Source organism: Phycisphaerales bacterium (genome assembly GCA_029268515.1).
GTDB lineage: Bacteria > Planctomycetota > Phycisphaerae > Phycisphaerales > SM1A02 > JAQWNP01.
This window is the reverse complement of record JAQWNP010000006.1, coordinates 320,997-344,390: the sequence shown is the minus strand read 5'-3', so window position 1 is coordinate 344,390 and position 23,394 is coordinate 320,997. Positions and strand designations below refer to the sequence as shown.

Sequence of the window (23,394 nt, the reverse complement as noted above, 5' to 3'; positions counted from 1 at the left end):
CTATTGAGCCACGATGTTTATGATTTTTCCAGGTACAACAACAACTTTTCGTATCTGTTTATCTGCGAGCTGCTGAGCGATTGTCTCATCCTTCAGGGCGATCTTTTCTATCTCCTCAGCGGAAGCATCTGCTGCCACACTGATTTTACCTCGGACCTTACCCATAATCTGTACAGGTAGTTCAACATGGTCATCTTTGAGGAGTGCCGCATTTGGGACAGGCCAGGGGCCATTCGCCAAGTCATGGGGCTCGCCGAGACGAGCATTCATTTCCTCGCCCATATGGGGCGCAAATGGCGAGAGCAGACATGCCAGTTCAAATGTTTGTTTGTGTGTTAAGCCACCCTTTGCAGTAGCTAGATTCGTGAATTCGATAATGGAAGCGATTGCGGTATTGAATGACAGTCGCTCAATATCGTTCGAGACTTTTTGAATGGTTTTGGCGAGCGCACGGTCAACATCTGGATCAGTGCTGTTCACGTTCTTTATTTTTCCTGAGTCTTCATCAATAACCAGTCGCCAAACGCGCTGTAGAAAACGGAAGACGCCGATGATATCACGGGGATTCCATGACTTACTCGCTTCAAGTGGTCCCATATACATTTCATAGAGCCTAAGTGTATCGGCGCCATATTCAGCAATAACATCATCTGGATTAATGACATTGCGAAGCGACTTACTCATTTTTGCGGTGACTTGAATGACCTCATCGCCAGTGGCTCGTTCAATAAACTTATCTTCAGTTTCATCGACTTCATCAACAGCTACCAGCGAACCATCTGTGCGCTGATATGCAAAGGAAGTTAACAACCCTTGGTGAAACATTTTTCCAAAAGGCTCAGGGCTGGTTACTTTGCCAAAGTCATGGAGCAGTTTGTGCCAAAATCTAGCGTACAGGAGGTGAAGCACCGCATGCTCGGTACCACCCACATAAAGGTCGACCCCGCCAATCGAGTCAGTTTGTGGGCCAACCCAGTAAGACTCAATATCTTTACCAATCAGATCAGCATTATTTTTTGGATCACAGTAACGAAGGTAGTACCAACAAGAACCGGCCCAACCAGGCATCGTTAATAGTTCGCGAGTCACTTTTGCTTCTGCAGGCAAGAAGCTGGAGTCAACGCCAGCTTCACCGGCAGTGGTCTGATGCCATTGGGTGGCCTTGGCAAGCATTGGTTGAGGCTCTGATGACTCCACCGGTTTATAGTCTTCAAGTTCAGGCAATTCAACAGGTAGTGCGTCGGCCTTAATGCCATAGTGGTCGCCCTTACTGTCGTAGACGATTGGGAAGGGTTCGCCCCAATATCGTTGCCGGGAGAAGAGCCAATCTCGCAGTTTGTAGTTTACTTTTCGTCGGCCGTATCCTTTTGATTCAAGCCAGTCAAGGATGCACTTTTTTGCTTGAGTCGTTTCAAGGCCATCCAAGCTCACTTCGTCATTAGAAGAATCGGCGGCGAGTCCTTCTCCTGAGAAGCATTCATCAGCGACAACGTCTTCTGCTGGACGAACAACTTCGACAATTGGGAGGTTGAACTTTTTAGCGAACTGGTTATCGCGCTGATCGTGGCCAGGGACCGCCATGACAGAGCCATGCCCATATCCCATAAGCACATAGTCCGCGACCCAGATAGGTATCGGTTTTCCAGTGGCAGGGTTCACAGCATAAGCGCCTGTAAACACACCAGTCTTATCCTTCGTATCGGCCATACGATCAACTTCAGAACGATTACGAGCAGCTTGTACATAGAGATCCAGCTCTCGCGAGTTGCACTCAGAAGTTGGTTGCTCTAATAAGCGGTCGATCAGCGGATGCTCTGGAGCAACCACCATAAAAGTTGCTCCGAAAAGTGTGTCTGCTCTGGTGGTGTAAACACGGAGCGAGCCTTCCATTGGTTGCAAAAGCTCAAAATCAATATCAGCACCTTCGCTTCGTCCAATCCATTCTCGTTGCATGGTCTTGGTTGAATTTGGCCAATCAACGCTTTCAAGATCATTCAAGAGGCGATCGGCATAGGCTGTAATACGGAACATCCACTGCCTGAGTGGACGACGCGTGACAGGATGATGCCCTCGCTCTGATTTTCCATCAATCACTTCCTCGTTGGCCAATACAGTGCCCAAGGCAGGGCACCAATTCACCACTTGCTCATCGAGATACGCAAGTCTAAGGAGATCAATGGTGTGTCGCTGCTGTTCGTCATCGAGCGTATCCCAGCGGATGCAATTGTTGGTTTCCGGCGCAACCAAATCACCGCTGTCATCGATCGCCCAATGGCCTGCCGCAAGTTCATCTCGGAGCTCTGTGATAGGCCGAGCTTTCTGTTGTTTTGGATCAAAGAAAGACTCATAAGCCTTGAGCCAGATCCACTGTGTCCAGCGGTAGTAGTCGGCATCAATTGTGGCGATTTCTCTTGACCAGTCATAGCTCATGCCAAAGCTAGATAGCTGCATTCGATAAGTATCAATTGCATTTTTGGTCGTGATTGCAGGATGTACACCTGTCTGAATCGCATATTGTTCTGCAGGTAGTCCGAAGGCATCCCAGCCCATTGGGTGAAGAACGTTGTAACCACACATGCGTCTGTAACGCGAGATGATGTCGGTTGCAATGTAACCCAATGGATGCCCAACATGCAGTCCCTTTCCCGATGGATATGGGAACATGTCAAGGCAGTAGAACTTTGGCTTTGAAGCATCGAATCCTTCATCGCCTGGGTTGAGTGTTTGGAATGACTCATTTTCAACCCAGTGCTTTTGCCACCGTGCTTCGATCTGGGATGCCAGTTCAGCAGTATAGCGCTGGGCGGGTGTTGACGATTGGTGTGCGTCAGTGCTCATAAAAAATGCAAGGTATCCCTAGCAGGCAGTTCGTGACTCAGTGATAGGTGCTTAACGCGTGCATCAACATTGGGAGTAAATTACTTTGCTGCGGCGAGTTTTTTTGTCTTTTGATCCGCCAGCAGCTTGCGAGCTTCCCCAGCGAGGTAGAAACTGCCTGTCACACAGATGAGATCATCTCGCCCAACAGCCCTGGTTGCCAACCGAAGGGCATCCTGAAGTGTATCAGCGGTTTGGCTCATCTTGCCACATTGCTCCGTAAACATACGTTGCAGATCTTCTGGAAAAGCCGATCTCGCGTTACTCTTGGCTCTGGTGAAGATGATTTTATCTCCGCCAAGTACCAAACGTGAGAGCATTGCAGGAATATCCTTATCTTCACAACAGCCAAAGATGCAGACCATTGAGTCATAAGGGATCTGGGCACCGACTGATCGCATGAGTGCATCAAGTGAGGCAGCATTGTGAGCGCCATCAATTAAGACACGAGGCTGATCCCAAACAACCTCCATACGGCCGGGTAGTTTTGTTGCACCCAGCCCATCGTAGAGTTCTGGCTCAGCAAAGTTAAAACCAAGCCCCTTTAGGGAATCAACAACAGAGAGTGCCAGACCACAGTTGATGGCCTGATGCTCCCCTGGAAGAGGGACGGGTACATGCATGAAAGGTGTTCCACCAGCCAGAACACAGACTCGTGTATGTGGGCCTAGCTCATCGTTGGAACCAAAGCGAGAGCTGAACTCGATGTCGCGACCGAGGACGCGTAGCGGCGATCCAATTTCTTCTGCTTTCGCCGCCAGAACTGCTTCTACAGCAGGATCTTGAACACAGGTCAGAGCTGGTACACCGCGTTTGAAGATGCCCGCTTTTTCCGCCGCAATTTCTTCAAGGGTGCTCCCGAGGAGTTGAGTGTGGTCAATATCAATACGCGTAATCACTGAGACCTCGGGTGTGACCACATTGGTCGAGTCTAGGCGACCGCCTAAACCAACCTCAAGCACAGCCAGATCGACAGCCTCTTCTGCAAAATGCAGGAATGCCATGGTTGTCAGCAACTCAAAGTAGGTGAGTTCAACACCGACTTCAGTAGCAGCAGTCGTTGCTTCTCTCATTCTTTGGGCAAAGGAGGGTCGATCAATGTCCTGCCCATTAATAGAGATTCGTTCGCGAGCATCATTCAGATGTGGTGATGTAAAGAGTCCGACTGCATAGCCACAGCCTTGGAGCATTGAGCTGATCATGCCTGCTGTAGAGCCCTTGCCAACGGTGCCGGCAACATGGACCGCTCGAACTTGCTCTTGTGGCTGCCCAAGGGCGGTGAGTACTTTGCGAAGCCCATCTAGGTTGAAGCCACTTTGATCGATACGGGTAACCCGCATTCGCTCATAGTTGGTCTGCTTCGTTAGATAGCGGATCGCAGTTGAATAGGATGTGATTTCTGGAGCCACCCCTGTAGGGGGGGCTTTTTTCGCGGGTCTACTTTGTTTTGACATGATTTACATAGCATAGCAAAAAAGCCATTTTTTGGCAAATGAATAACTATAAACAACTGTGATTATTGAATTTACAGAAATGCAGTGTCCTTCTAACACGAAGTTTACATTCTCTTAACAGTCGCGATGGCTATCGCTGTTATCTTTTGCAGCTGAGCGGTTCTAATCGCCCTTAAATTCTTGATGTCGATCGCTTGATCAGATTTGAGTCACCCATCTATGAGAACATTTGCAAGGTTATTTAGAAAGTCACCATTTGGCGCTCTCACTGCGCATATGGATTGTGTGGTGCAGTGTATTGAAGGCGCGCATGAGCTCTTGATCTTGTTTCAGTCAGGTGAACGTGGCGAAACAAGCCGACTTGCTAAGCGGGTATCAAAACTCGAATACAAAGCAGATCAGGTTAAGAATGAGATCCGCAACGGTATGCCCCGTTGGATTATGTTTAGTGTTGATCGATCAACATTGCTTTCAGTAGTTTCAATGCAGGATTCCATTGCGGATAAAGCAGAAGACGTTGCGGTACTACTCACCCTTAAGCATTTACCAACGATCCCCAAGTTATCGAAAGTCTTGCGTGAATTTATTGATGCCAACATGGACGCTTTTAGGATTGTGGTAAAAATTGTCAAAGAGCTTCCGAATTTAGCAGAGTCAGGATTTAAGGGGGCTGAGTCTGAGCGAATTCAGGCATTGGTTGACCAGGTCGCGTCCAAGGAACATGAAGTCGACCTTATTCAAAGGAAGTTGCTCAAAGAGCTATTCAAAAACTCAGCAGATCTAAGCACTCCAGATTTTTATCTCTGGGCTCGTCTCACGGAAGAGATTGCTGAGATAAGTAATCTCTCTGAGAATCTAGCTAATCGTATTCGCTTGATGTTAGAACAGATGTAGTTCGTCATTTACTTGGCATGGATACAAGGGCAGATAAGCTATCGGAGCTGAGGGCACAATTCTAATTATCGTAGCCGGACTTGCTGGCTTCTATATGGCATGGAATATTGGTGCTAACGACGTCGCTAATGCCATGGCAACCAGTGTTGGCTCCGGGGCACTCACGCTGAAGCGAGCAGTCATTTTTGCGGCGGTGCTAGAGTTTGCTGGTGCGTTCCTGGTGGGCTCCGACGTCGCCGATACAGTGCGCAAGGGCATTATTGATCCCAACATATTTGCTGATGTGCCCGATGTATTTGCATGTGGGATGGTTGCGGCGCTCCTGGCGGCAGGTACATGGTTGATGATCGCCACTTATTTTGGATGGCCTGTTTCAACAACCCACAGCATTGTTGGCGCCATCATTGGTTTCGGCATTATCTATGCGGGCGTCACTCCAATTGATTGGGGAAAAGTAGGCACGATTGCCGCGAGTTGGGTGGTGTCGCCTTTGATTGCTGGTTTCTTTGGCTTCTTCTTATTTAAGATGATTACGTTGTTGGTCTTTAAACAGCGCCGACAGGTGCGCGCTGCCAAAAGGCTGGCTCCAATACTCGTCTTCTGTGTATTTTTCATTCTGAGCCTTGTGACGGTATTCAAGGGTCTTAAAAACCTTAATCTTGACTTAGATCTAGGTCCAGCTTGTCTGATTGCTAGTGGCGTAGGGCTGATTGCTGCGTTGGTGACATGGTTCTTGGCGCGGAGGATTTCCGAAAAGCCGCAAAAGAATGATCCTCGGTTTAAGTCAGGCCGCAAAAAGCGAGAGTATAACTACGGCGTTATCGAACACATGTTCGGTTACTTGCAAATTCTCAGCGCTTGCTTCGTTGCATTTGCGCACGGTGCGAATGATGTTGCCAATTCAATTGGGCCACTGTCTGCGGCTGTGCAGGCGGTGAGAGAAGGCATTGTTGAGGTTAAATCAGGCGTGCCCATCTGGGCACTTCTGCTTGGTGGTACTGGTATCGTGATTGGCCTGGCAACCTGGGGTTGGCGTGTCATTGAGACTGTAGGCAAAAAGATTACTGAGTTGACGCCAACGCGTGGTTTCTCAGCAGAGTTTGGTGCCGCCGTCACGATTGTCGTTGCCTCAAGATTGGGACTGCCCATTTCGACGACCCACACTTTAGTGGGAGCAGTGCTTGGAGTCGGTTTGGCACGTGGTATTTCGGCACTCAACCTACGTATTGTCAGAGATATTGTTGTGAGCTGGATTATCACACTCCCAATAGGCGCAGGCTTGGCGATCATCTTCTACTGGATCCTCAGCGCCATATTTGTTGGGTGATCTCGTTCTCTGTGTATTCACCACAGAGTCTGTTGACGTCCTAAAACGTTCTTCTTAGGTACACTTCGGGCGATGATGATGAACCATTCATCCGACTCGTCGCATGAGTCCAATCAGAATGAAGGCGCCTCTTCTTCAGAGCGGGTTGCGAGCTCATTACGGATTGATCTCACTGATGAGCTCAATGCGCAGGATGAGCGTGTTGCGGAGTTAATGGCCCACACGATTGATGTGCCAGCTCTTGCCACAGCCGTCCAGCAGCAGGCAGCAGCTGATGCCGCTGACATTCTTGAAGACCTTGACAGCGAATCTGCAGCTGAGCTTCTGGAGCTCATGGATGATAAATCCGCCGCTGCGGCCTTGGCTGAAATGGCAACGCCGTTGGCGCGGATTGTGGTCGAAGATCTACTTGAGGAAGATAAGGCCGAGAGTATTTCCCTTATTGTCGGAATGATGGCACCGGACGATGCGGCTGAACTCATGCGCATACTGGACTCATCGCCAAGGGAGCAGATTCTTAGTTTTATTCCGTTGCATGAAGCCAATAGCATTCGGAAGCTCCTCGGATACGACGCCGAAACAGCTGGTGGCGTGATGACCACGGACTATCGCACGCTCTCTGACCACTCAACGCTGGCGCAAGCAGTAGAGCATTTGCGTCAACAGCAAATGCCAGAAGACCAACGAATATTGCCAGTGGTAGATAAAGGTAATCGACTTGTTGGAATCATCCGCATTCGAGATCTCTTATTCAATGATCCAAGTAGCATTATTGAAGATGCTATGAACAACACGGTGCATGCTGTCCGATCCCAGACAGATCGAGAAGAAGTGGCCAGGCAATTTAGCCGTTATGACTATTCGATGTTGCCAGTTGTGGATGGACAAGACCGACTGCTCGGGGTGATCACTGTTGATGATGTGCTCGAAACCCTTCGAGATGAACAGACTGAAGATGTCCAAAAGCTTGTTGGAGCTGGTAGAGAAGAAGCAGTTTACTCTTCTGTTATGCAGAAGATGCGAGGCCGATCGCCTTGGTTAATCGCTAGTCTTATCTTTATGATTCCAGCGGCCTATGTCGTTCTGCAGTTCGAAGGCATGATCAAAGACCTTGCTTTGCTAGCAGTACTTATGCCGGTTGCGGCAGCGTTAGCGGGTAATGCAGGCCACCAGGCACTGGCGGTGACGCTTCGTGGGCTGGTTCTTGACGAAGTTCGACGCGGTAGAGTTTGGCCACTACTTCGTCGGGAACTGATTGTGGGCTTATTTACGGGTCTTGGACTCGGCACACTTGTGGGGCTCTTTGTCTGGGGGCTTTCTAGTGTTGTGCAAGGTGCTAGCTGGCAATTGGGAATTGTTGTTCTTTGTGCCATGACGCTTTCGATGTCTGTTGGTACGCTAGCAGGCACAAGTATTCCGCTGGTGATGAAGAAAGTGGGTGCTGATCCGGCTCAAGCGTCAGCAATTATATTGATCATGATTACGGATGCAGTTGCATTCCTCTCTCTTCTAGGTATTTCATTTGCCCTTCATGTATGGTTACTCGGTTACACAAGCCAATAGAAGCAGCGTGTGTTTCTGAAAGATAAAATGGGAGTTGGACTTCATGCAGACAGCAAGAAGTATGCACCAGGATATTGATCGTGTGTTGGTGACAAAAAAGCAGATCGCTGATCGTGTTTCTGAGATGGCAGAGGAACTCTCATCAGAGCTCATGAATATTGAAGGTGACTCAGAGATCGTATTGCTTCCAATTATGACTGGAAGCGTGATCTTTGTTGCAGATCTAATGCGACAGTTGCCAATGAGGCTTCGTATCGATGTGGTGACAGTGAGTAGTTACCCCGGAATGTCTAAGACATCTCAGGGCGCCATGCTTCGCGATAAAATTCCTGAGTCTATTCGTGGGCAACACGTCCTTGTTGTCGATGACATTCTTGACTCTGGGTCAACCATACGTCTAATTCGATCTGAAGTAGAGCGCATTGGTGTTCGTTCTATTCGTTCATGTATGTTGCTACGAAAGACAATTCCATCAGCGATGGAAACGCCTTGTGAGTATGTGGGCTTCGACATACCGGATGAATTTGTTGTTGGATATGGTCTTGACTACAACGGTTACTATCGAAATCTTCCTGATATTTGTGTTCTCAAGGCTGATATCCAGTGAGTCAGCCATCGCAACAGCTTCAAAGATTCGGTCGACTCTTGCCCTCGGATTTAATAAAACCTGAAGAGCAGCTTCTCTACGTCAGTCGTCCAAGCCCCTGGTATATCTTGTTGGGAGGCCTTGGTTCACTGATCACCATTGCCCTTGTTACCGTGATCATTGCATTGCTTGTGATGCTTACGCCAATTACAGCTGGCGCTGCGTGGGTGGTTTGGGTTGTGGGCGGCCTCTTGTTTCTGATTCGCCTCTTGTGGCAGGCACTCATGTGGTGGACACATATTTACATACTTACAAACGGTCGAGTGTTGCGTCGGGTCGGCGTGCTTAGTGTTTCTGTTTTTGAGGCCTCTCGCACACGACTGCAGCAGACACAGATGGACGCATCATTTCTGGAACGCGTTTGCAGGATTGGGACAATTGCTTTTGCGACGGCTGGTAGTGATGGATACGACGCATTTTGGGTCATGGTGAGAAAGCCCCATCATGTGCATCGGCTTGTAAGTAGTACTCTGCCAGGCGATGGGCTTACTTGAACCAACCAGTTAGGCAGGGCTGGGCACCGTTTCCAGTACTTGCTGAATGATTCGGTGCGTCGTTTTGGTGTCGCCATCATGCTTGTAAGTTCTACTTATAACGCGGTGCGCACAAGTGGGAAGTACATTTGAAACAACGTCTTCAGGTATGCAGTAATCTCGCCCATGCAGCAGTGCCGTTGCTTTTGCAGTCTGAGATAAAGCCAGCGCCCCACGAGGGCTGACGCCCACCTGTAAATCATTGTGGGCGCGTGTGGCAGTGGCGAGGGCAATAATGTAGTCAACCAAAGAATCTTCAAGCCGAACCTCATCAACAGCATTCTGGAGCTCTCGGACTTCATGAGTTTTCATTACTGGCTCAAGTTCAGTCAGTGAAGTACGAGCGGGCTGCCTTCGAATAACTCTCGATTCATCATCTGGTGACGGATAGCCGAGATTGATCCTTATGAGAAAACGGTCAAGCTGGTTTTCCGGTAAGAAGAAAGTGCCTTCAAATTCATAGGGATTCTGAGTGGCAATAACCATAAAAGGATCTGGCAACGGATGAGTTTGGCCATCAACAGTAATGCTTGTTTCGCTCATCGCCTCAAGTAAGGCCGACTGAGTGCGTGGTGTTGTTCGGTTGATCTCATCTGCCACAATGATGTTGTGAAAGATCGGTCCGGGCCGGAACTCAAATGAGGAATCTTGCCGGTTATAGATAGTGACACCGGTGATATCACTGGGGAGTAAGTCGGGCGTACACTGGATTCGAGCAAACGAAGAGTCTATCGAGCGAGCTAGAGCCATCGCTAAAACGGTCTTGCCAACGCCTGGGACATCTTCGATAAGTAGGTGCCCGCGAGCTAGTAGCGCAACAAGCACTCGGTCTACAGCGGTTTGGTTACCCATATAGACTGAAGTAATGTTCTGGCGTAGTCGATCGATCAGCGTATGATCCATAGATATTCTCATTCTCCTTTGCGCGATATCGGGGCCGAAGTATACCACCACAACCCATTGATCCCGAACTGCAAGCTGGGAACCCGCTTTGACAGATCCTATTGAATCAATTGATCTACGAATTAACCAGAGCATTCGCTGTGGGGGCTGTGGCTATGACCTTCATGGGCTCGAATTGATGGGAGAGTGCCCCGAGTGCGGAGCCAATATTTGGGAGACCGTACGGGAGTCTGTAGACCCGATTCGGGATCGACTACCAGCCATTCATAATCCGATCAGTGTCGGCGGTGGTTTAGTCTGGATCTCGATTTGCATGTTCTTTGCGGCTCTCGTTCTGATTATTGTCAACTGGTTCTTTATTCTAGAGGTGAAGATCAGCCAGATTAGTTTTATTCGATGGTGGTATTCGTTGCCTTTGAGTGGCGTGATTTCGCTACTCATGGTGCCAGGTATCTGGATGTTGTGGCCTGCTCGTGTATCACTTGCAAACACTGCTGTTTTGCGATCTATCGGCGTACTCATTATTGGAGTGATCGGTTGGTGTGTGCTTGGTATGTATCAGTGGTTTCAGATTGATGACTTAGCTCAATATCGCGGCGTGGAAATGGCCGACATACCCAGTCAATATATGTGGGTGTGGATTTCTACAAAGCTCGGCATGCTTATCTTCACTCTCATTTTCCTTTGGGGCTTGAATGGCATTCTCAGCGAAGTTGGTAGACGAAGTCGCAAGTACCGTAGTGCGCGAGGCGGTCGTCAGAGACTTCGTGAAATCGGTATTGCAATTGTGATTGCTGGTCTTGGCATGGTGCTTGCTATCGTCATGCATAGTCAGGCACTCCACCTGATTGGCGTAGTCGTGACCATTATCGCGAACCTCGTCATTCTTATTGGGCTCGCGTTCTTGATCGTCAATACGCTTTGGATCTTCCAGGATCTGCGACCCAGACCAAGCCTCGAGCAGCTCTTCCAGCCTCGATCCGAAGCTGATCCAGGAACTGCCAGCGCCGAGGAGTCCACTCAGGATCAGCCTGATCGTGGGTCATAGGCTGCCATGATGGCAGTAGCTGTGACCGCGCTCACCTGCACTGACAGGCCCAGTGGTATTATTGGCTCTGTCGATTTATCCATAAACCCTGTGTTTTAGATGTGTTAGGGCAGTTATGCCATCTCAATCTGCTTGGCGCGTGCTTTGATATCTAATAAGTGAGGAGTTGTCTCTGTGCGCTATGAAGGCTCGGTGGGAGCATTCACAGCAAGCATCATGCCCACAGAGCCCTCCCTGTGTTCCCAACGGGACAGATGTGTGCCTTGGCACTTGCTTCTCTGAGTTCAGGCAGATGCCTGGCCGGTGTATTGGGTTGAGATGACGGGATTGGCTGACGGCCAGTCCATTGCTTGGGAGGAGATATCCCTAATGGCTGTTAAGGAATTGGCATTTGATACTGACGCTCGCAAAGCCTTATTGGCTGGTGTTGAGAAGTTGGCAGCGGCTGTCCGCTCGACGCTTGGCCCACGTGGCCGCAACGCAGTGTTAGATAAATCCTGGGGTGGCCCAACGGTCACCAAAGACGGAGTCACCGTCGCCGAGGAAATCGAACTACGAGACAAAGTCGAGAACATGGGCGCTCAGCTCGTCAAGGAGGCTTCATCGAAGACCTCTGATGATGCTGGTGACGGCACAACGACCGCCACCATTCTGGCCGAAGCGATTTTCCGTGCTGGGCTCAAGAAAATAGCAGCAGGCGTAGATGCAAATGCGCTCGTCCGCGGCATGAAGCGTGGCGTCGAAGTTGTCGTTGAAGACATCGCTAAACGAGCCGTTCCTGTTGAAAACAAAATTGCGCCTGTAGCAACGATTTCAGCAAACAACGATGCGACCATTGGAAAGATCATGGCTGATGCCTTTAATAAAGTAGGCAAAGATGGTGTGATCACTGTGGAAGAAGGCAAGAGTCTTGAGACACACGTCGATGTTGTTGAAGGTATGCAGTTCGATCGTGGATACCTGAGTCCAAACTTCGTGACTGATGCTGAAAACATGACCGTCGAATTTGATAAGGCTTTGGTGCTGGTTTGCGAAGAGAAGATTGAAGCAGTTCAAAAGCTCGTTCCGTTCCTTGAAAAGGTGATGGCGGCGAAGCGGCCGTTACTCATCATTGCTGAGGATGTGACAAGTGAAGCGCTTTCGACGCTGGTGATTAATAAGCTTCGTGGCGTGCTCCAGGTTGCAGCGGTCAAGGCACCAGGTTATGGAGATCGTCGCAAGGCCATGCTCCAAGATATTGCAGTTCTGACCGGCGGCGAAGCGTTGATGAAGGACCTCGGACTCGAACTGGACAAGATTGGCATCAGTCAGCTCGGTCAAGCCAAGAAAGTTGAAATTACGGCTGATCATTGCACCATTCTCGAAGGTGCTGGTTCAAGCAAGAGTATTAAAGATCGCATTGAGCAGATTCGTCGCGAGATCGAACTCAGTGATTCGGATTATGACCGCGAAAAACTTCAAGAGCGTTTAGCGAAGCTTGCTGGTGGCGTTGCACAAATCAATGTGGGCGCAGCGAGTGAAGCTGAACTTAAGGAAAAGAAGGCTCGCGTTGAAGATGCATTACATGCAACAAGAGCAGCGGTTGCCGAGGGTATTGTTCCTGGCGGCGGCGTGAGCTTTATTCGTGCGATCCCAGCATTGGCAAAAGTACGGAAAGAAGTGAGTGGTGATGCGAAGTATGGCGTTGACATCATTGAAGAAGCGCTGGCTGTGCCACTGCGATCGATTGCTGAAAACGCTGGTGAAAAGGGTACGGTCATCGTAAGCCGTGTTGCTGAAGGCAAGGGTAACTTTGGTTTCAATGCGTTGACATTGAAATACACCGATCTTATGGAAGATGGGGTCATTACACCGGCAAAGGTTGATCGCACAGCATTGCAAAATGCAGCATCTGTAGCGACCGTGCTTCTGACTGCTGACTGTGTTGTCACTGAGATAGATAGTGGTGATGACGGCCATGGTGATGACCATGGTGGCATGGACCCAATGGGCGGCATGGGCGGCATGGGTGGCATGGGCGGCATGGGTGGCATGCCGGGCATGGGCGGCATGGGCGGCATGGGTGGCATGCCAGGTATGGGTGGCATGGGCTTCTAAGCCATAACACCACTGTGTATCAATGCCGCAGTTTGATGAAGTGTGGTAATAACGAAGAAGTCTGAGCATGCCCGGCAATACCAAAGACCGGGCTTACGGAGTGAAGAAAATGGCCGTCAAGCCTCTCGAAGATCGTGTTCTGATTCGTCCCCTAGAAGCAGAGTCCAAGACAGCGTCTGGGATTTATTTGCCTGAGTCAGCCAAAGAAAAGCCCATACAAGGCAAGATTGTTGCGGCAGGCCCAGGAAAGTTGCTTGAGGGAGGTGAGCGTGCCAAGCTCTCCATCAAGAAGGGCGATGTTGTTGTGTTCAGCAAGTACGCCGGAACAGAAGTTGAAATCAAAAATGCCACGCACCTAATTATGCGTGCGGGTGATCTGCTCGGTGTCGTTGACTCTTAATAGCATTTGTTGCTAAACGAACTGAGTTTAAGTGATATCAAGAAAAAGAACTGAAAGCCTAAGTTATGTCTACTAAGCAAATGAGATTCGATTCTGATGCCCGCCAAGAATTCAAGCGTGGCGTCGATCACATCGCTCGTGCGGTTGCCACCACAATGGGGCCAAACGGTCGTCATGTTGTTCTAGAAAAGTCCTTTGGTGGTCCTTCTGTAACGCGCGATGGTGTTACGGTTGCCAAAGAAGTGGATTTACCTGCTCCCTTTGAGAACATGGGCGCCAAGATGATCAATCAGGTTGCCAAGAAGACAGCAGATATTGCTGGAGATGGCACAACCACCGCAACAGTGCTTGCACAAGCGCTTTATACAGATGGTCTTCGTCACGTGACTGCTGGCGCTAATCCTGTAGCTATCCAACGTGGTGTGAATAAAGCAGCCGCGGTTGCCTGTGATGCAGTTGAAAAACTCGCAAGCAAGTGTACGGGTAAAGGTGATCTTGCCAAGATCGCTACTATTTCTGCGAACCAAGACAGTGAAATTGGAAAGATGATCTCTGAAGCGCTCGATCGGGTTGGCGCTGATGGCGTTATCGAGGTTGAAGAGGGGAAGACGGCGCACACGACCTTGGACTATGTTGAGGGCATGTCATTTGATAAGGGATTTCTTAGCCCTTACTTCATGACCGATCCCAAGACTGCGGAGTGCATTCTTGAAGACCCCATCATCTTGATCCACGAAAAGAAGATCTCAAATCTGGCTGAGCTTTTGCCACTCCTAAATAAGGCTGCTGCGACAAGTAGGCCACTGCTCATCATCGCCGAAGATGTTGAAAATGAAGCCTTAGCGGCATTGGTCGTAAACCGGCTTCGTGGGGTATTACAAGTTGCAGCTGTAAAGGCGCCTGGGTTTGGTGAACGCCGTAAGGCCATGCTTGGCGATATAGCAGCATTGACTGCCGGCGAGTTTTTATCTGAAGACCTTGGTCGCAATCTTGAAGATATTGAGACGAGCGAATTAGGCACGGCCAAGCGTGTGGTGATTACGAAGGACTCGACCACAATTATTCGCGGTGGTGGCAAAAAGAAAGATATCGATGCCCGTGCCAACCAGATTCGCAAGCAGATCGAGCGATCGACCAGTGATTACGATAGTGAGAAGCTGCAAGAGCGGCTTGCACGACTGACGAGTGGCGTTGCAATTGTCAGTGTTGGTGCTGTTACTGAAGTAGCTATGAAGGAAGCCAAAGATCGTGTTGATGACGCGCTTAATGCAACCCGAGCAGCTGCTAAAGAAGGGTATGTTCCTGGCGGTGGAGTCGCATGTCTTCGTGCTGTGGAAGCTATCGAGCAATCACGTAGTAAAGCCAAGGGTGATGAACGACTCGGTTTCGATATTCTTGTCACTGCACTCGAAGCACCTGCTCATCGGATTGCTACCAATGCTGGTGCTGATGGTGATTTGATCGTTGAAAAGATCAAGGAAGGCAAAGGTCCATTTGGTTACAACGCTCTCGCGGGCAAGTTCGAAGACCTTGTCAAAGCAGGCGTGATCGATCCAGCCCTCGTGGTGAGAACATGTATTCAAAATGCGGCTTCAGTTGCGGGTTTGATGCTAACGACAGATGTCATCGTTACAGAGCTAAAGGATGAAGAGAAGCCGGTTGAGGGCGCATCCTTCTAGGACTTTTCGACGAACTTGTGACGAATAAGTCTAGGAGTCAGTATGCCCAGTACGCGCGACTATTACGAGGTCTTAGGTGTGCAGCGCACAGCGTCGGCCGAGGAAATTAAGCGCGCGTACCGCCGCTTGGCAATGAAGTTTCACCCAGATCGGAATCCAGGTGATTCGGCCGCGGAAGAGAAATTTAAAGAAGCAGCAGAGGCCTACGAAGTTCTTGCTGACAGTGAAAAGCGGTCGCGTTTTGATCGTTTTGGTCACGCTGGTCTTCGTGGTACGCCTGGGCATGACTTCAACTCAATGAATGCCCATGATATTTTCTCTATGTTCAATGAGATTTTTGGTGGCGGAATGGGTGGCCGTCAAAGACGTAGTGGAACGCCTCGAGGTTACGATCTTGAGACAGAGGTAGAAATCACACTTGAGCAAGTGTTAACGGGTGTTGAAAAAGAGGTTGAGTTTAAACGTCTTGATACTTGTACGACTTGCGATGGCAGCGGCTCAGAGCCAGGTTCAACACCAATTGTTTGCTCGATGTGTGGTGGACAAGGACAGCAGGAGCAAGCCGGTCTGGGTGGTATGTTCCGGATGGTCACCACGTGTCGTCGATGTCAGGGCCGTGGTTCGGTGATTGAACATCCATGTGGCCGTTGTAGTGGCGAGGGGCGTAGCCCTGTCAAGCGAACGCTTGTCGTCCGTATTCCACCAGGTATCTCAAGCGGGCAAGCAGTTCGTATTGCTGGTGAGGGTGAACCACCGGGTCGAGAAGCTGGTACGAATGGTGTGGGTGTGAGAGGTGATCTTCACGTCGTAGTTCGTGTCGCGCGACATGATGTATTTGAACGTGATACCGATGATCTCTTGGTCGCACTTCCAACGTCATTTACACAGATGGCACTTGGATCCGAGCTTGAAGCAGCAGGACTAGACAAGCCCCATCAAGTAGAGGTTCCTGCAGGAACACAGCCAGGAGCTGTATTCAAAATTCATGGCGCCGGTTTGCCTGATTTACGAAGTGGAAAACGGGGCGATCTGGTTGTGATTTTGCATCTAGAGGTACCCAAAAAGCTTACAGAAGATCAGCGAAGGCTCCTTGTCGAGTATGCCGAGACCGAGGATCTTAATGTTGGCACTTCTGGGGGATCATTCTGGGGTAAGGTAAAAGACGCTGTTAAGGGTGGCAATACGAAGCAGCGATCGTCGTGATGAAATAATTATTCAGTTGAGGGCCGACGCATTGATTCCTTCAAAGAAAGCAAAAGACACACAAGTGCCGATCTCTGGTGACTCCGATAGTTTGGATCCCAGCATTACTGATGCAATGAGCGAAGATGGTTTGTCTGAAAATGAACCAACCATTGAATCATTGCAGGTTGAGCTTGCTGAAGCGCATGAAGCTCGAATGCGTGCGCTCGCTGATTTTAGTAACTATCAAAGACGTGCTACGGAGAATGAGCGTCGTTCATCCCGAGCAGCTCAGATTGAGATTATTAGAGCTCTTCTGCCTGCAGTAGACCATTTGGGTATGGCTCTTGATCACGCAGATGATGCTGCTTCAGCCGCACAGCTCAAGCAAGGTGTTGAACTTGCAGAAGCTGAGTTTCTTAAGGCAATGGGTAACTTTGGTGTCACGGTCTTAGATCCAGCACCTGGCCAGGTCTTTGATCCCAATCTACATCAGGCCGTCATGCGAGAGGCCTCTGAAGAGATGGCGCCAAATCATGTACTTCGAGTTTTGCAGGTTGGATATCAGGTGGCAGATCAGGTTATCCGTCCTGCTCAAGTCATAGTCTCCACTGAGTAGGCGTTATCAGCTATGCCAACGTACGAATATCAATGCGATGCATGCGGCCACGAGTTTGAGCTTTTTCAACAGATGAGCGACTCTGTTAAGCGGAAGTGTCCAGAGTGCAAAAAGCTCAAGCTTAAACGGCTGGTCGGCACTGGTGGCGCCGTTATCTTCAAGGGGAGCGGCTTTTACGAGACGGATTACCGTAGTAAGTCTTATCAGAAGGGTGCTGAAGCAGATAAAAAAGCCCGTGAAACTTCTTCAGATAAAACTGATTCTTCGAAGAAGAAAGATACATCAAAGACGAAGAAGAGCGGTTCCAGTGGCGAGTCATCCAAAGCTTCAGACTGATTATTGGTCTTACTGTTACTGGTTCCAGGCGCGTTCAGGAGCTTGATCGAGTACGGTACGGTCAGCCCATATTGGTTTAGGTTCTCGGTCTCATGCCACTTCGATTTAAACAGCGCATCCTCGACTACCTTAGTGATGAGTTTCACCTGGCGCCCAAGCCCGATGCACTTTCTGAGGCCTTGCGCATTGATGATGCGGATAAAGATCTTTTCGATCAGGCACTGGAGTTACTCACGAAAGAGGGTTATCTACTCAAGGATGACGACAGTCGTCTTCGATTGCCTCGGTTTCGTGATGAGGTCAGTGGCTCTTTTCGTATGACTGCGCGCGGCTTTGGATTTGTCATACCAGATCATCCCCACCGTGAAGGCGATCTTTTCATCCCTCGCGGAAATACCAGTGATGCGATGACAGGCGATCGGGTTCGAGCGAGTGTGATGCGTGACCCGCGCGGAAATAGGGGAAGAAATAGTGGCTCTGCTCAAAGCAAGGGCGAGCGTAGAAGCTGCATTGGGCAAATCACTGAGGTCTTAGAGCAGGCCAAGAGTAAGTTTGCGGGAATACTCTTTAATCGTCGTGGTAGTTGGTATGTAAAGGCCGACAGTCGTGGCGTTGTCGCTCCAGTTCTTGTGCGTGATGGTCAGGCAAAGGGTGCCAAAGAGGGATCTAAAGTTGTTTTCGAATTTGTCCTTCGCCCTGAAGATGACTACCCCGGCGAGGGAGTCATTGTTGAGGTTCTCGGCAAAGCTGGTCGCCCCGACGTTGAAACTCAAGCGGTGATTGCGGCCCATGGCTTGCGCACGGAATTTCCACGGTCAGCAATTGAGGAGGCAAGGCGGGCAACCACAGCGTTTGAAGAATTCGTAAAAGACGGTTCGACTGACAGAGCAGGTCGAGAAGACTTAAGAGAGCTTCTGACTTTCACAATCGATCCACCTGACGCACGTGACTTTGACGATGCCATCTCAATCGTGCATGACGAAGCACAGGGTACCTGGGAGCTTGGGGTTCATATTGCTGATGTTTCAGAGTTTGTTGTGCCAGGTTCAGCATTAGATCAAGAAGCCGCGCAGCGTGGTAATAGTGTGTACTTGCCTAGACATGTCATTCCGATGCTGCCGGAAATTTTATCAAACGGTATATGTTCACTTCAGGCAGATACTGATCGCTTGACAAGATCAGCGTTTATTACATTTGATGAGAAAGGGCGCGTGCTGAAACAGCGGTTGTGCGCGTCTGTTATTCGCTCTCACAAAAGATTGACGTACCTTGAGGCACAAGCGCTTATTGAGGGAAAGACCGACGAGGCTCTTACGCATACGACAGCAAACACCGAGTATTCGAAAGAGTTAGTTAACGCATTAGTGAATGCGAATCGACTCGCAAAAAGCATAAGAAAAAGGCGCCTTCATGATGGAATGATCGTGCTTGATCTACCAGAAGTCGAGCTTATTTTTAATGACGGTGGTCAAGTTATTGGAGCCCAGCCAGAAGATGGTGCATTTACGCACACCATCATTGAGATGTTTATGGTCGAGGCCAATGAGGCGCTGGCTCGTACTTTCTATTCGCTTGGGTTGCCCGTGATGCGGCGCATACACCCAGATCCGAGTGGCGGAGATATGACAGAGCTTCAGGAATTCGCTCGTATGATCGGCTTGCGTATGCCAGAGGAGCCGGACAGGAAGGATCTGCAAAGACTTCTTAAAGCTTCAGCAGGTACGCCGGCGGCACGTGCAATTCACATATCGGTTCTTCGCACCATGACAAAAGCAAGCTATTCGCCAGCCATCATTGGTCATTACGCGCTTGCGTCTGGGCACTACAGTCACTTCACAAGTCCGATTAGAAGGTATGCAGATCTTCTTCTTCATCAGGTCATGTCAGCCTATCTTGATGCGACAGAGAATGGGAAAAAGCCACCGCGTAAGCGTGAGGAGCGAGCCTTTGCCAGTCGACTGAGTGCTGATAAGCGTGTGCTCAATGAGAGCGCACTGATAGAATTTGGTCGTCAATGTTCTAGTACCGAAGTCGAAGCAGAAGCGGCGGAACGTGAGTTACGTCAGTTTCTTGTATTAGATTTCTTGGCACGAGAGCATCTTGGTGATCACTTTCAAGGCGTGATCACCGGTTTTTCAAAAGGCGCTATTTACATTTCCCTAGATGAATTTCTAGTTGAAGGCATGGCTGATCTCACCGACATGCCTGGAGATGATGGTCGAAAAGAGTTTTGGCGCAGTGCCGCGAGAGGCATGCGTGTTGTTGGAGGTCGTACAAATCGTTGCCTTGTGAGAGGTGATCAGCTCACTGTTCAGATTGAAAAAGTTGATCCAGCGTCTCGGTCAATGTCATTGCGTGTCTTAAGTTTGCCAGAGGGTGAACCAAGATATGATCGTGGGGAACCAGAAGCAAAGAAAAAGAAAACCGGCAAAAACAAGAGCCGTCGAAAACGAGCCAAAAGAGGTAGATAGAAAACCCATCTTTCAGATCGTTCCTTCGTCGAGTACAGTAGTGTTTATGTTTATAATTCGGGAGAATCCGTTATGACTGAAACAGTAGATAACTCAGGCGAACTACACTCAACGCTTGTTGAAGATCGCATATTTGATCCGCCAAAAGATATTGATGCACGTCTCAGTGGCGCTTATGTTAGCTCTATCGATGAGTATCGATCGCTCCATGAACGATCAGTCAAAGATCCCGAAGGATTTTGGTCAGAGATTGCGCTGGAGCTTGATTGGTTTAAGCCTTGGGACAAGGTGCTGAACTGGAACTTGCCTGACGCCGAGTGGTTTGTCGGCGGCAAGACAAATATATCGCACAATTGTATTGATCGGCAGATTAATAATGGGCACGGTGCCGAGACTGCCCTGATCTGGGAAGGTGAGCCAGTTGACGGCGATGGCCCAGAGGTCCGCCGCTTTACCTACAAGCAATTGCATTCGGAAGTTTGCCGCTGCGCCAACATGTTGAAGAAACTCGGCGTTAAGCGAGGCCAGATTGTCACAATCTACATGGGAATGGTTCCAGAACTTTCGATAGCGATGCTCGCATGTGCTCGGATCGGTGCCCCACACTCCATTGTCTTCGGTGGGTTTTCATCGAGGGCTATTGCAGATCGTGTGGATGATGCGAAGAGCTCTGTGGTCATCACATGCGATGGTGCATGGCGGCGGGGCAAGGTGGTTGAACTGAAAGACCATGTTGATTCTGCGTGTGAGCTTACAGATCAAATTAAAACAGTTGTCGTTCTTAAGCACTGCAAAAATGAGTGTGCCTTTAATGAAGAGCGAGATGTCTGGTGGCATGATGCCCAAGAAAATATATCCGACGATTGTCCATGTGAGCAGATGGACGCTGAAGACATGCTCTTCTTGTTGTACACCTCAGGTTCTACAGGTAAGCCCAAAGGCATCGTGCATAGCACGGGCGGATATATGGTTTACACGTACTTGACCAGCAAGTATGTCTTTAATCTGCGCCCGGACAGTGAACAGATTTATTGGTGTACGGCAGACATTGGTTGGATTACTGGACATAGCTACATTGTTTACGGGCTGCTACCTAATCGCGTGCCGACGTTAATGTATGAAGGTGCACCAAACTATCCGGAGCCTGATCGCTTCTGGGATATTGTTGAGCGTCATAAGGTGACCCAGTTCTATACAGCTCCAACGGCAATTCGATCGTTCATGAAATGGGGTAATGAGCACCCCATGAAACATGATCTCTCCAGTCTTCGATTGTTGGGAACAGTTGGTGAGCCGATTAATCCAGAGACATGGATGTGGTATCGCAGCATGATTGGGCAAGAGCGTTGCCCAATTGTCGACACATGGTGGCAGACGGAAACCGGTGGACACATGATTACGCCGCTACCAGCGGCGACGCCCACCGTTCCTGGTTCGTGTACCTTGCCATTTTTTGGTGTTGATGCTGCTGTCGTAAATGAGCAGGGGGAGGAGCAGGCTACGAACACGGGTGGTTTGCTGGTTATTCGAAAGCCCTGGCCATCAATGTTACGAGGCATTTATGGGGACAGAAAACGGTTTATCGAGACCTATTTTTCTCGCATTGAAGGTGCGTATCTGGTCGGAGATAGTGCTCGGCGGGATGATCGCGGGTATTTCTGGATTATGGGTCGCATTGATGATGTCATCAATGTATCTGGTCATCGATTAGGCACGATGGAGGTTGAATCAGCTCTGGTCAGTCATGAGGCGATTGTCGAAGCGGCTGTGGTGGGTATGCCTTGTGAGATCAAGGGCACTGGTATTACCGCATTTTGTACGCTAGATCCTGGATTCCAGCCTGGCGAAGCACTAATTTTGCAACTTCGAAATCACGTTGGCAATGAGATTGGCCCAATCGCTAAGCCCGACAAAATTCACTTTACGGATGTGCTGCCGAAGACCCGCTCCGGGAAGATCATGCGGCGATTACTGCGAGATGTCGCTGCAGGCGAGGAATCTAGCCAGGATGTGACAACGCTCGAGGATTACAGCGTGCTAGCGAAATTGAGGAGTGACGACGAAAACTAGCGACCGCGTTGGCGCTTGCGAGATGTGTTCAGGAGTTGTTTAACTTCTATTACCCCTGACACCTCGTCATTTTTTTGCCCTACAATCTGGCCATGGCGACGTACGGATACATCGCTCGTGACCAGGATGGTCAAGCCGTTGAGGGCAGGCTCTCGGGCCACTCTCTTGAGGCGGTGCTGTCGGAACTACAGGCTCGACATCTGGCGCCGGTGAGAGTTCGCCCACTTCGTGACGAACCGATGTTTCAGCGTCGTATCGGTGTCAAGCAACTCGCAACAACGTACCGTCAACTATCAGACCTGATTAGGGCTGGTGTTCCGCTACTCCGTAGTCTCTCCATACTGTCGCAGCGGCGTGCCCATCCACGATTAGCAACGGTGATGGGCAAGGTGCGTGATGCAGTTGCCCAGGGTTCGCGTCTGGCTGATGCAATGGGATCCCATCCATCAGTATTTCCTGATGTCCAGGTTGCGATGGTTCGAGCCGGTGAGCATGGTGGATTCCTTGATCAAGTATTGTCTCGCTTAGCGGCTTTTCTTGAGCGGCAGGCCGAGCTAAGAGCAAGGTTAGTTGGCAGTCTGATTTACCCATTGCTACTACTCGTAGTGGGTGTGGGTGTTGTAGTAGCGGCTCTGATTTCATTCGTGCCACAGTTCAGAGATCTATACACCGATATTGAATTGCCGGTGCCCACACAGATACTGCTGGGATCAAGTGACTTCCTGGTGAATTACTGGGGTGTGGTACTTCTGATGTTCTTCGCACTGAGTGCGGGTATTGCATGGTCTTTGCGATTGCCTTCAGTTCGAGAGTGGTTATCAGTTGTTCAGTTGAAAGTGCCGCTTTGGGGTCAGTTAGTACGCAGTTCAGGGACTGCAAGATTCTGCCGCATGCTTGGCACATTATTAGATAACAGTATTCCTATGCTGTCGGCTCTAAAGATCTCTCGTGATGCAGTGGGTAATCCAGTGCTCATGAAGGCCGTCGAAGAAGCTCAAGAGTCTGTCCAAGATGGTGGATCATTAACTTCACCATTGGTTGCTTCGGGTTTTTTCGAGGAGGATGTCATTGAGATGATCGCAGTGGGTGAGTCAGCAAATAATCTCTCCTGCGTCCTTTTGACCGCGGCGGAGACAATTGAGCGTCGGATTGACCGCCAGATGGCTTTAATGATCCGGCTCACAGAGCCTCTATTGCTATTGTGCATGGCTGGAGTCGTGCTTTTCATATTTATTGCCTTGGTTGTGCCGATGATGAGGATGAACTCGGCTCTTTAATCAACAGAGGATGAGCCA

At 49.6% G+C, this 23,394-nt stretch carries 18 protein-coding genes; 15 read left to right on the top strand and 3 right to left on the bottom strand.

Features of this window, described 5'->3' with window-relative positions; translation table 11 throughout:
- A complete protein-coding gene (gene leuS, locus P8J86_04345) occupies positions 1–2,838 on the bottom strand; it encodes a leucine--tRNA ligase (GenBank protein ID MDG2053918.1) in 2,838 nt (945 codons plus the stop codon).
- A gap of 80 nt (positions 2,839–2,918) precedes the next feature.
- Positions 2,919–4,331, bottom strand: a complete 1,413-nt coding sequence (locus tag P8J86_04340) for a bifunctional folylpolyglutamate synthase/dihydrofolate synthase (GenBank protein MDG2053917.1) — start codon at positions 4,329–4,331, stop codon at positions 2,919–2,921.
- A gap of 219 nt (positions 4,332–4,550) precedes the next feature.
- On the opposite strand from P8J86_04340, the gene P8J86_04335 reads away from it, so the two are divergent.
- The 5 genes from P8J86_04335 to P8J86_04315 all read left to right on the top strand — a co-directional run bounded on the left by P8J86_04335 (position 4,551) and on the right by P8J86_04315 (position 9,255).
- The gene (locus P8J86_04335) at positions 4,551–5,225 is read left to right on the top strand and encodes a TIGR00153 family protein (GenBank protein MDG2053916.1); all 675 of its coding nucleotides are present in this window, start codon (positions 4,551–4,553) and stop codon (positions 5,223–5,225) included.
- A 94-nt stretch (positions 5,226–5,319) separates the two neighbouring features.
- The gene (locus P8J86_04330) at positions 5,320–6,552 is read left to right on the top strand and encodes an inorganic phosphate transporter (protein MDG2053915.1); all 1,233 of its coding nucleotides are present in this window, start codon (positions 5,320–5,322) and stop codon (positions 6,550–6,552) included.
- Positions 6,553–6,624: 72 nt separating this feature from the next.
- The gene (gene mgtE, locus P8J86_04325) at positions 6,625–8,115 is read left to right on the top strand and encodes a magnesium transporter (protein ID MDG2053914.1); all 1,491 of its coding nucleotides are present in this window, start codon (positions 6,625–6,627) and stop codon (positions 8,113–8,115) included.
- 43 nt (positions 8,116–8,158) lie between these two features.
- Positions 8,159–8,722 (top strand): hypoxanthine phosphoribosyltransferase, encoded by a 564-nt coding sequence (hpt, locus tag P8J86_04320; protein ID MDG2053913.1) that lies wholly within the window; start codon positions 8,159–8,161, stop codon positions 8,720–8,722.
- A complete protein-coding gene (locus P8J86_04315; GenBank protein MDG2053912.1) occupies positions 8,719–9,255 on the top strand; it encodes a PH domain-containing protein in 537 nt (178 codons plus the stop codon). The genes hpt and P8J86_04315 overlap by 4 nt, the downstream gene beginning before the upstream one ends.
- Before the next feature lie 9 nt (positions 9,256–9,264).
- Here P8J86_04315 and P8J86_04310 read toward each other — a convergent pair whose 3' ends face one another.
- Positions 9,265–10,197, bottom strand: coding sequence for a MoxR family ATPase (locus P8J86_04310; protein ID MDG2053911.1), 933 nt, complete (start codon positions 10,195–10,197; stop codon positions 9,265–9,267).
- Between the two features lie 88 nt (positions 10,198–10,285).
- On the opposite strand from P8J86_04310, the gene P8J86_04305 reads away from it, so the two are divergent.
- The 10 genes from P8J86_04305 (at position 10,286) to P8J86_04260 (ending at position 23,376) form a co-directional block, all read left to right on the top strand.
- Positions 10,286–11,245: a hypothetical protein gene (locus tag P8J86_04305; GenBank protein ID MDG2053910.1), complete on the top strand. Its 960-nt coding sequence runs from the start codon at positions 10,286–10,288 to the stop codon at positions 11,243–11,245.
- A gap of 369 nt (positions 11,246–11,614) precedes the next feature.
- Entirely contained in the window at positions 11,615–13,342 is a 1,728-nt protein-coding gene (groL, locus tag P8J86_04300) for a chaperonin GroEL (GenBank protein ID MDG2053909.1), read from the top strand.
- 109 nt (positions 13,343–13,451) lie between these two features.
- Positions 13,452–13,742, top strand: coding sequence for a co-chaperone GroES (locus P8J86_04295; protein MDG2053908.1), 291 nt, complete (start codon positions 13,452–13,454; stop codon positions 13,740–13,742).
- A gap of 65 nt (positions 13,743–13,807) precedes the next feature.
- Positions 13,808–15,421, top strand: coding sequence for a chaperonin GroEL (gene groL, locus P8J86_04290; GenBank protein MDG2053907.1), 1,614 nt, complete (start codon positions 13,808–13,810; stop codon positions 15,419–15,421).
- A 42-nt stretch (positions 15,422–15,463) separates the two neighbouring features.
- Positions 15,464–16,624 carry a molecular chaperone DnaJ gene (gene dnaJ / locus P8J86_04285; protein MDG2053906.1) on the top strand — a complete coding sequence of 387 codons (1,161 nt, stop codon included), beginning with the start codon at positions 15,464–15,466 and terminating at the stop codon, positions 16,622–16,624.
- Positions 16,596–17,222, top strand: a complete 627-nt coding sequence (locus tag P8J86_04280; GenBank protein MDG2053905.1) for a nucleotide exchange factor GrpE — start codon at positions 16,596–16,598, stop codon at positions 17,220–17,222. The genes dnaJ and P8J86_04280 overlap by 29 nt, the downstream gene beginning before the upstream one ends.
- Positions 17,223–17,234: 12 nt before the next feature.
- Complete coding sequence (locus tag P8J86_04275; GenBank protein MDG2053904.1) at positions 17,235–17,558, top strand: zinc ribbon domain-containing protein; 324 nt, start codon at positions 17,235–17,237, stop codon at positions 17,556–17,558.
- Positions 17,559–17,650: 92 nt separating this feature from the next.
- A complete protein-coding gene (locus tag P8J86_04270; GenBank protein MDG2053903.1) occupies positions 17,651–20,029 on the top strand; it encodes a VacB/RNase II family 3'-5' exoribonuclease in 2,379 nt (792 codons plus the stop codon).
- A gap of 72 nt (positions 20,030–20,101) precedes the next feature.
- The gene (gene acs, locus P8J86_04265) at positions 20,102–22,099 is read left to right on the top strand and encodes an acetate--CoA ligase (GenBank protein ID MDG2053902.1); all 1,998 of its coding nucleotides are present in this window, start codon (positions 20,102–20,104) and stop codon (positions 22,097–22,099) included.
- Between the two features lie 92 nt (positions 22,100–22,191).
- Positions 22,192–23,376, top strand: a complete 1,185-nt coding sequence (locus tag P8J86_04260) for a type II secretion system F family protein (protein MDG2053901.1) — start codon at positions 22,192–22,194, stop codon at positions 23,374–23,376.
- Positions 23,377–23,394: the final 18 nt, after the last annotated feature.

Coding starts and splice junctions, on each gene's coding strand:
- leuS (MDG2053918.1), bottom strand. CDS start 2,838: ATGAGCACTGACGCACACCAATCGTCAACACCCGCCCAGCGCTATACT.
- P8J86_04340 (MDG2053917.1), bottom strand. CDS start 4,331: ATGTCAAAACAAAGTAGACCCGCGAAAAAAGCCCCCCCTACAGGGGTG.
- P8J86_04335 (MDG2053916.1), top strand. CDS start 4,551: ATGAGAACATTTGCAAGGTTATTTAGAAAGTCACCATTTGGCGCTCTC.
- P8J86_04330 (MDG2053915.1), top strand. CDS start 5,320: ATGGCATGGAATATTGGTGCTAACGACGTCGCTAATGCCATGGCAACC.
- mgtE (MDG2053914.1), top strand. CDS start 6,625: ATGATGATGAACCATTCATCCGACTCGTCGCATGAGTCCAATCAGAAT.
- hpt (MDG2053913.1), top strand. CDS start 8,159: ATGCAGACAGCAAGAAGTATGCACCAGGATATTGATCGTGTGTTGGTG.
- P8J86_04310 (MDG2053911.1), bottom strand. CDS start 10,197: ATGGATCATACGCTGATCGATCGACTACGCCAGAACATTACTTCAGTC.
- groL (MDG2053909.1), top strand. CDS start 11,615: ATGGCTGTTAAGGAATTGGCATTTGATACTGACGCTCGCAAAGCCTTA.
- P8J86_04295 (MDG2053908.1), top strand. CDS start 13,452: ATGGCCGTCAAGCCTCTCGAAGATCGTGTTCTGATTCGTCCCCTAGAA.
- groL (MDG2053907.1), top strand. CDS start 13,808: ATGTCTACTAAGCAAATGAGATTCGATTCTGATGCCCGCCAAGAATTC.
- dnaJ (MDG2053906.1), top strand. CDS start 15,464: ATGCCCAGTACGCGCGACTATTACGAGGTCTTAGGTGTGCAGCGCACA.
- P8J86_04275 (MDG2053904.1), top strand. CDS start 17,235: ATGCCAACGTACGAATATCAATGCGATGCATGCGGCCACGAGTTTGAG.
- P8J86_04270 (MDG2053903.1), top strand. CDS start 17,651: ATGCCACTTCGATTTAAACAGCGCATCCTCGACTACCTTAGTGATGAG.
- acs (MDG2053902.1), top strand. CDS start 20,102: ATGACTGAAACAGTAGATAACTCAGGCGAACTACACTCAACGCTTGTT.
- P8J86_04260 (MDG2053901.1), top strand. CDS start 22,192: ATGGCGACGTACGGATACATCGCTCGTGACCAGGATGGTCAAGCCGTT.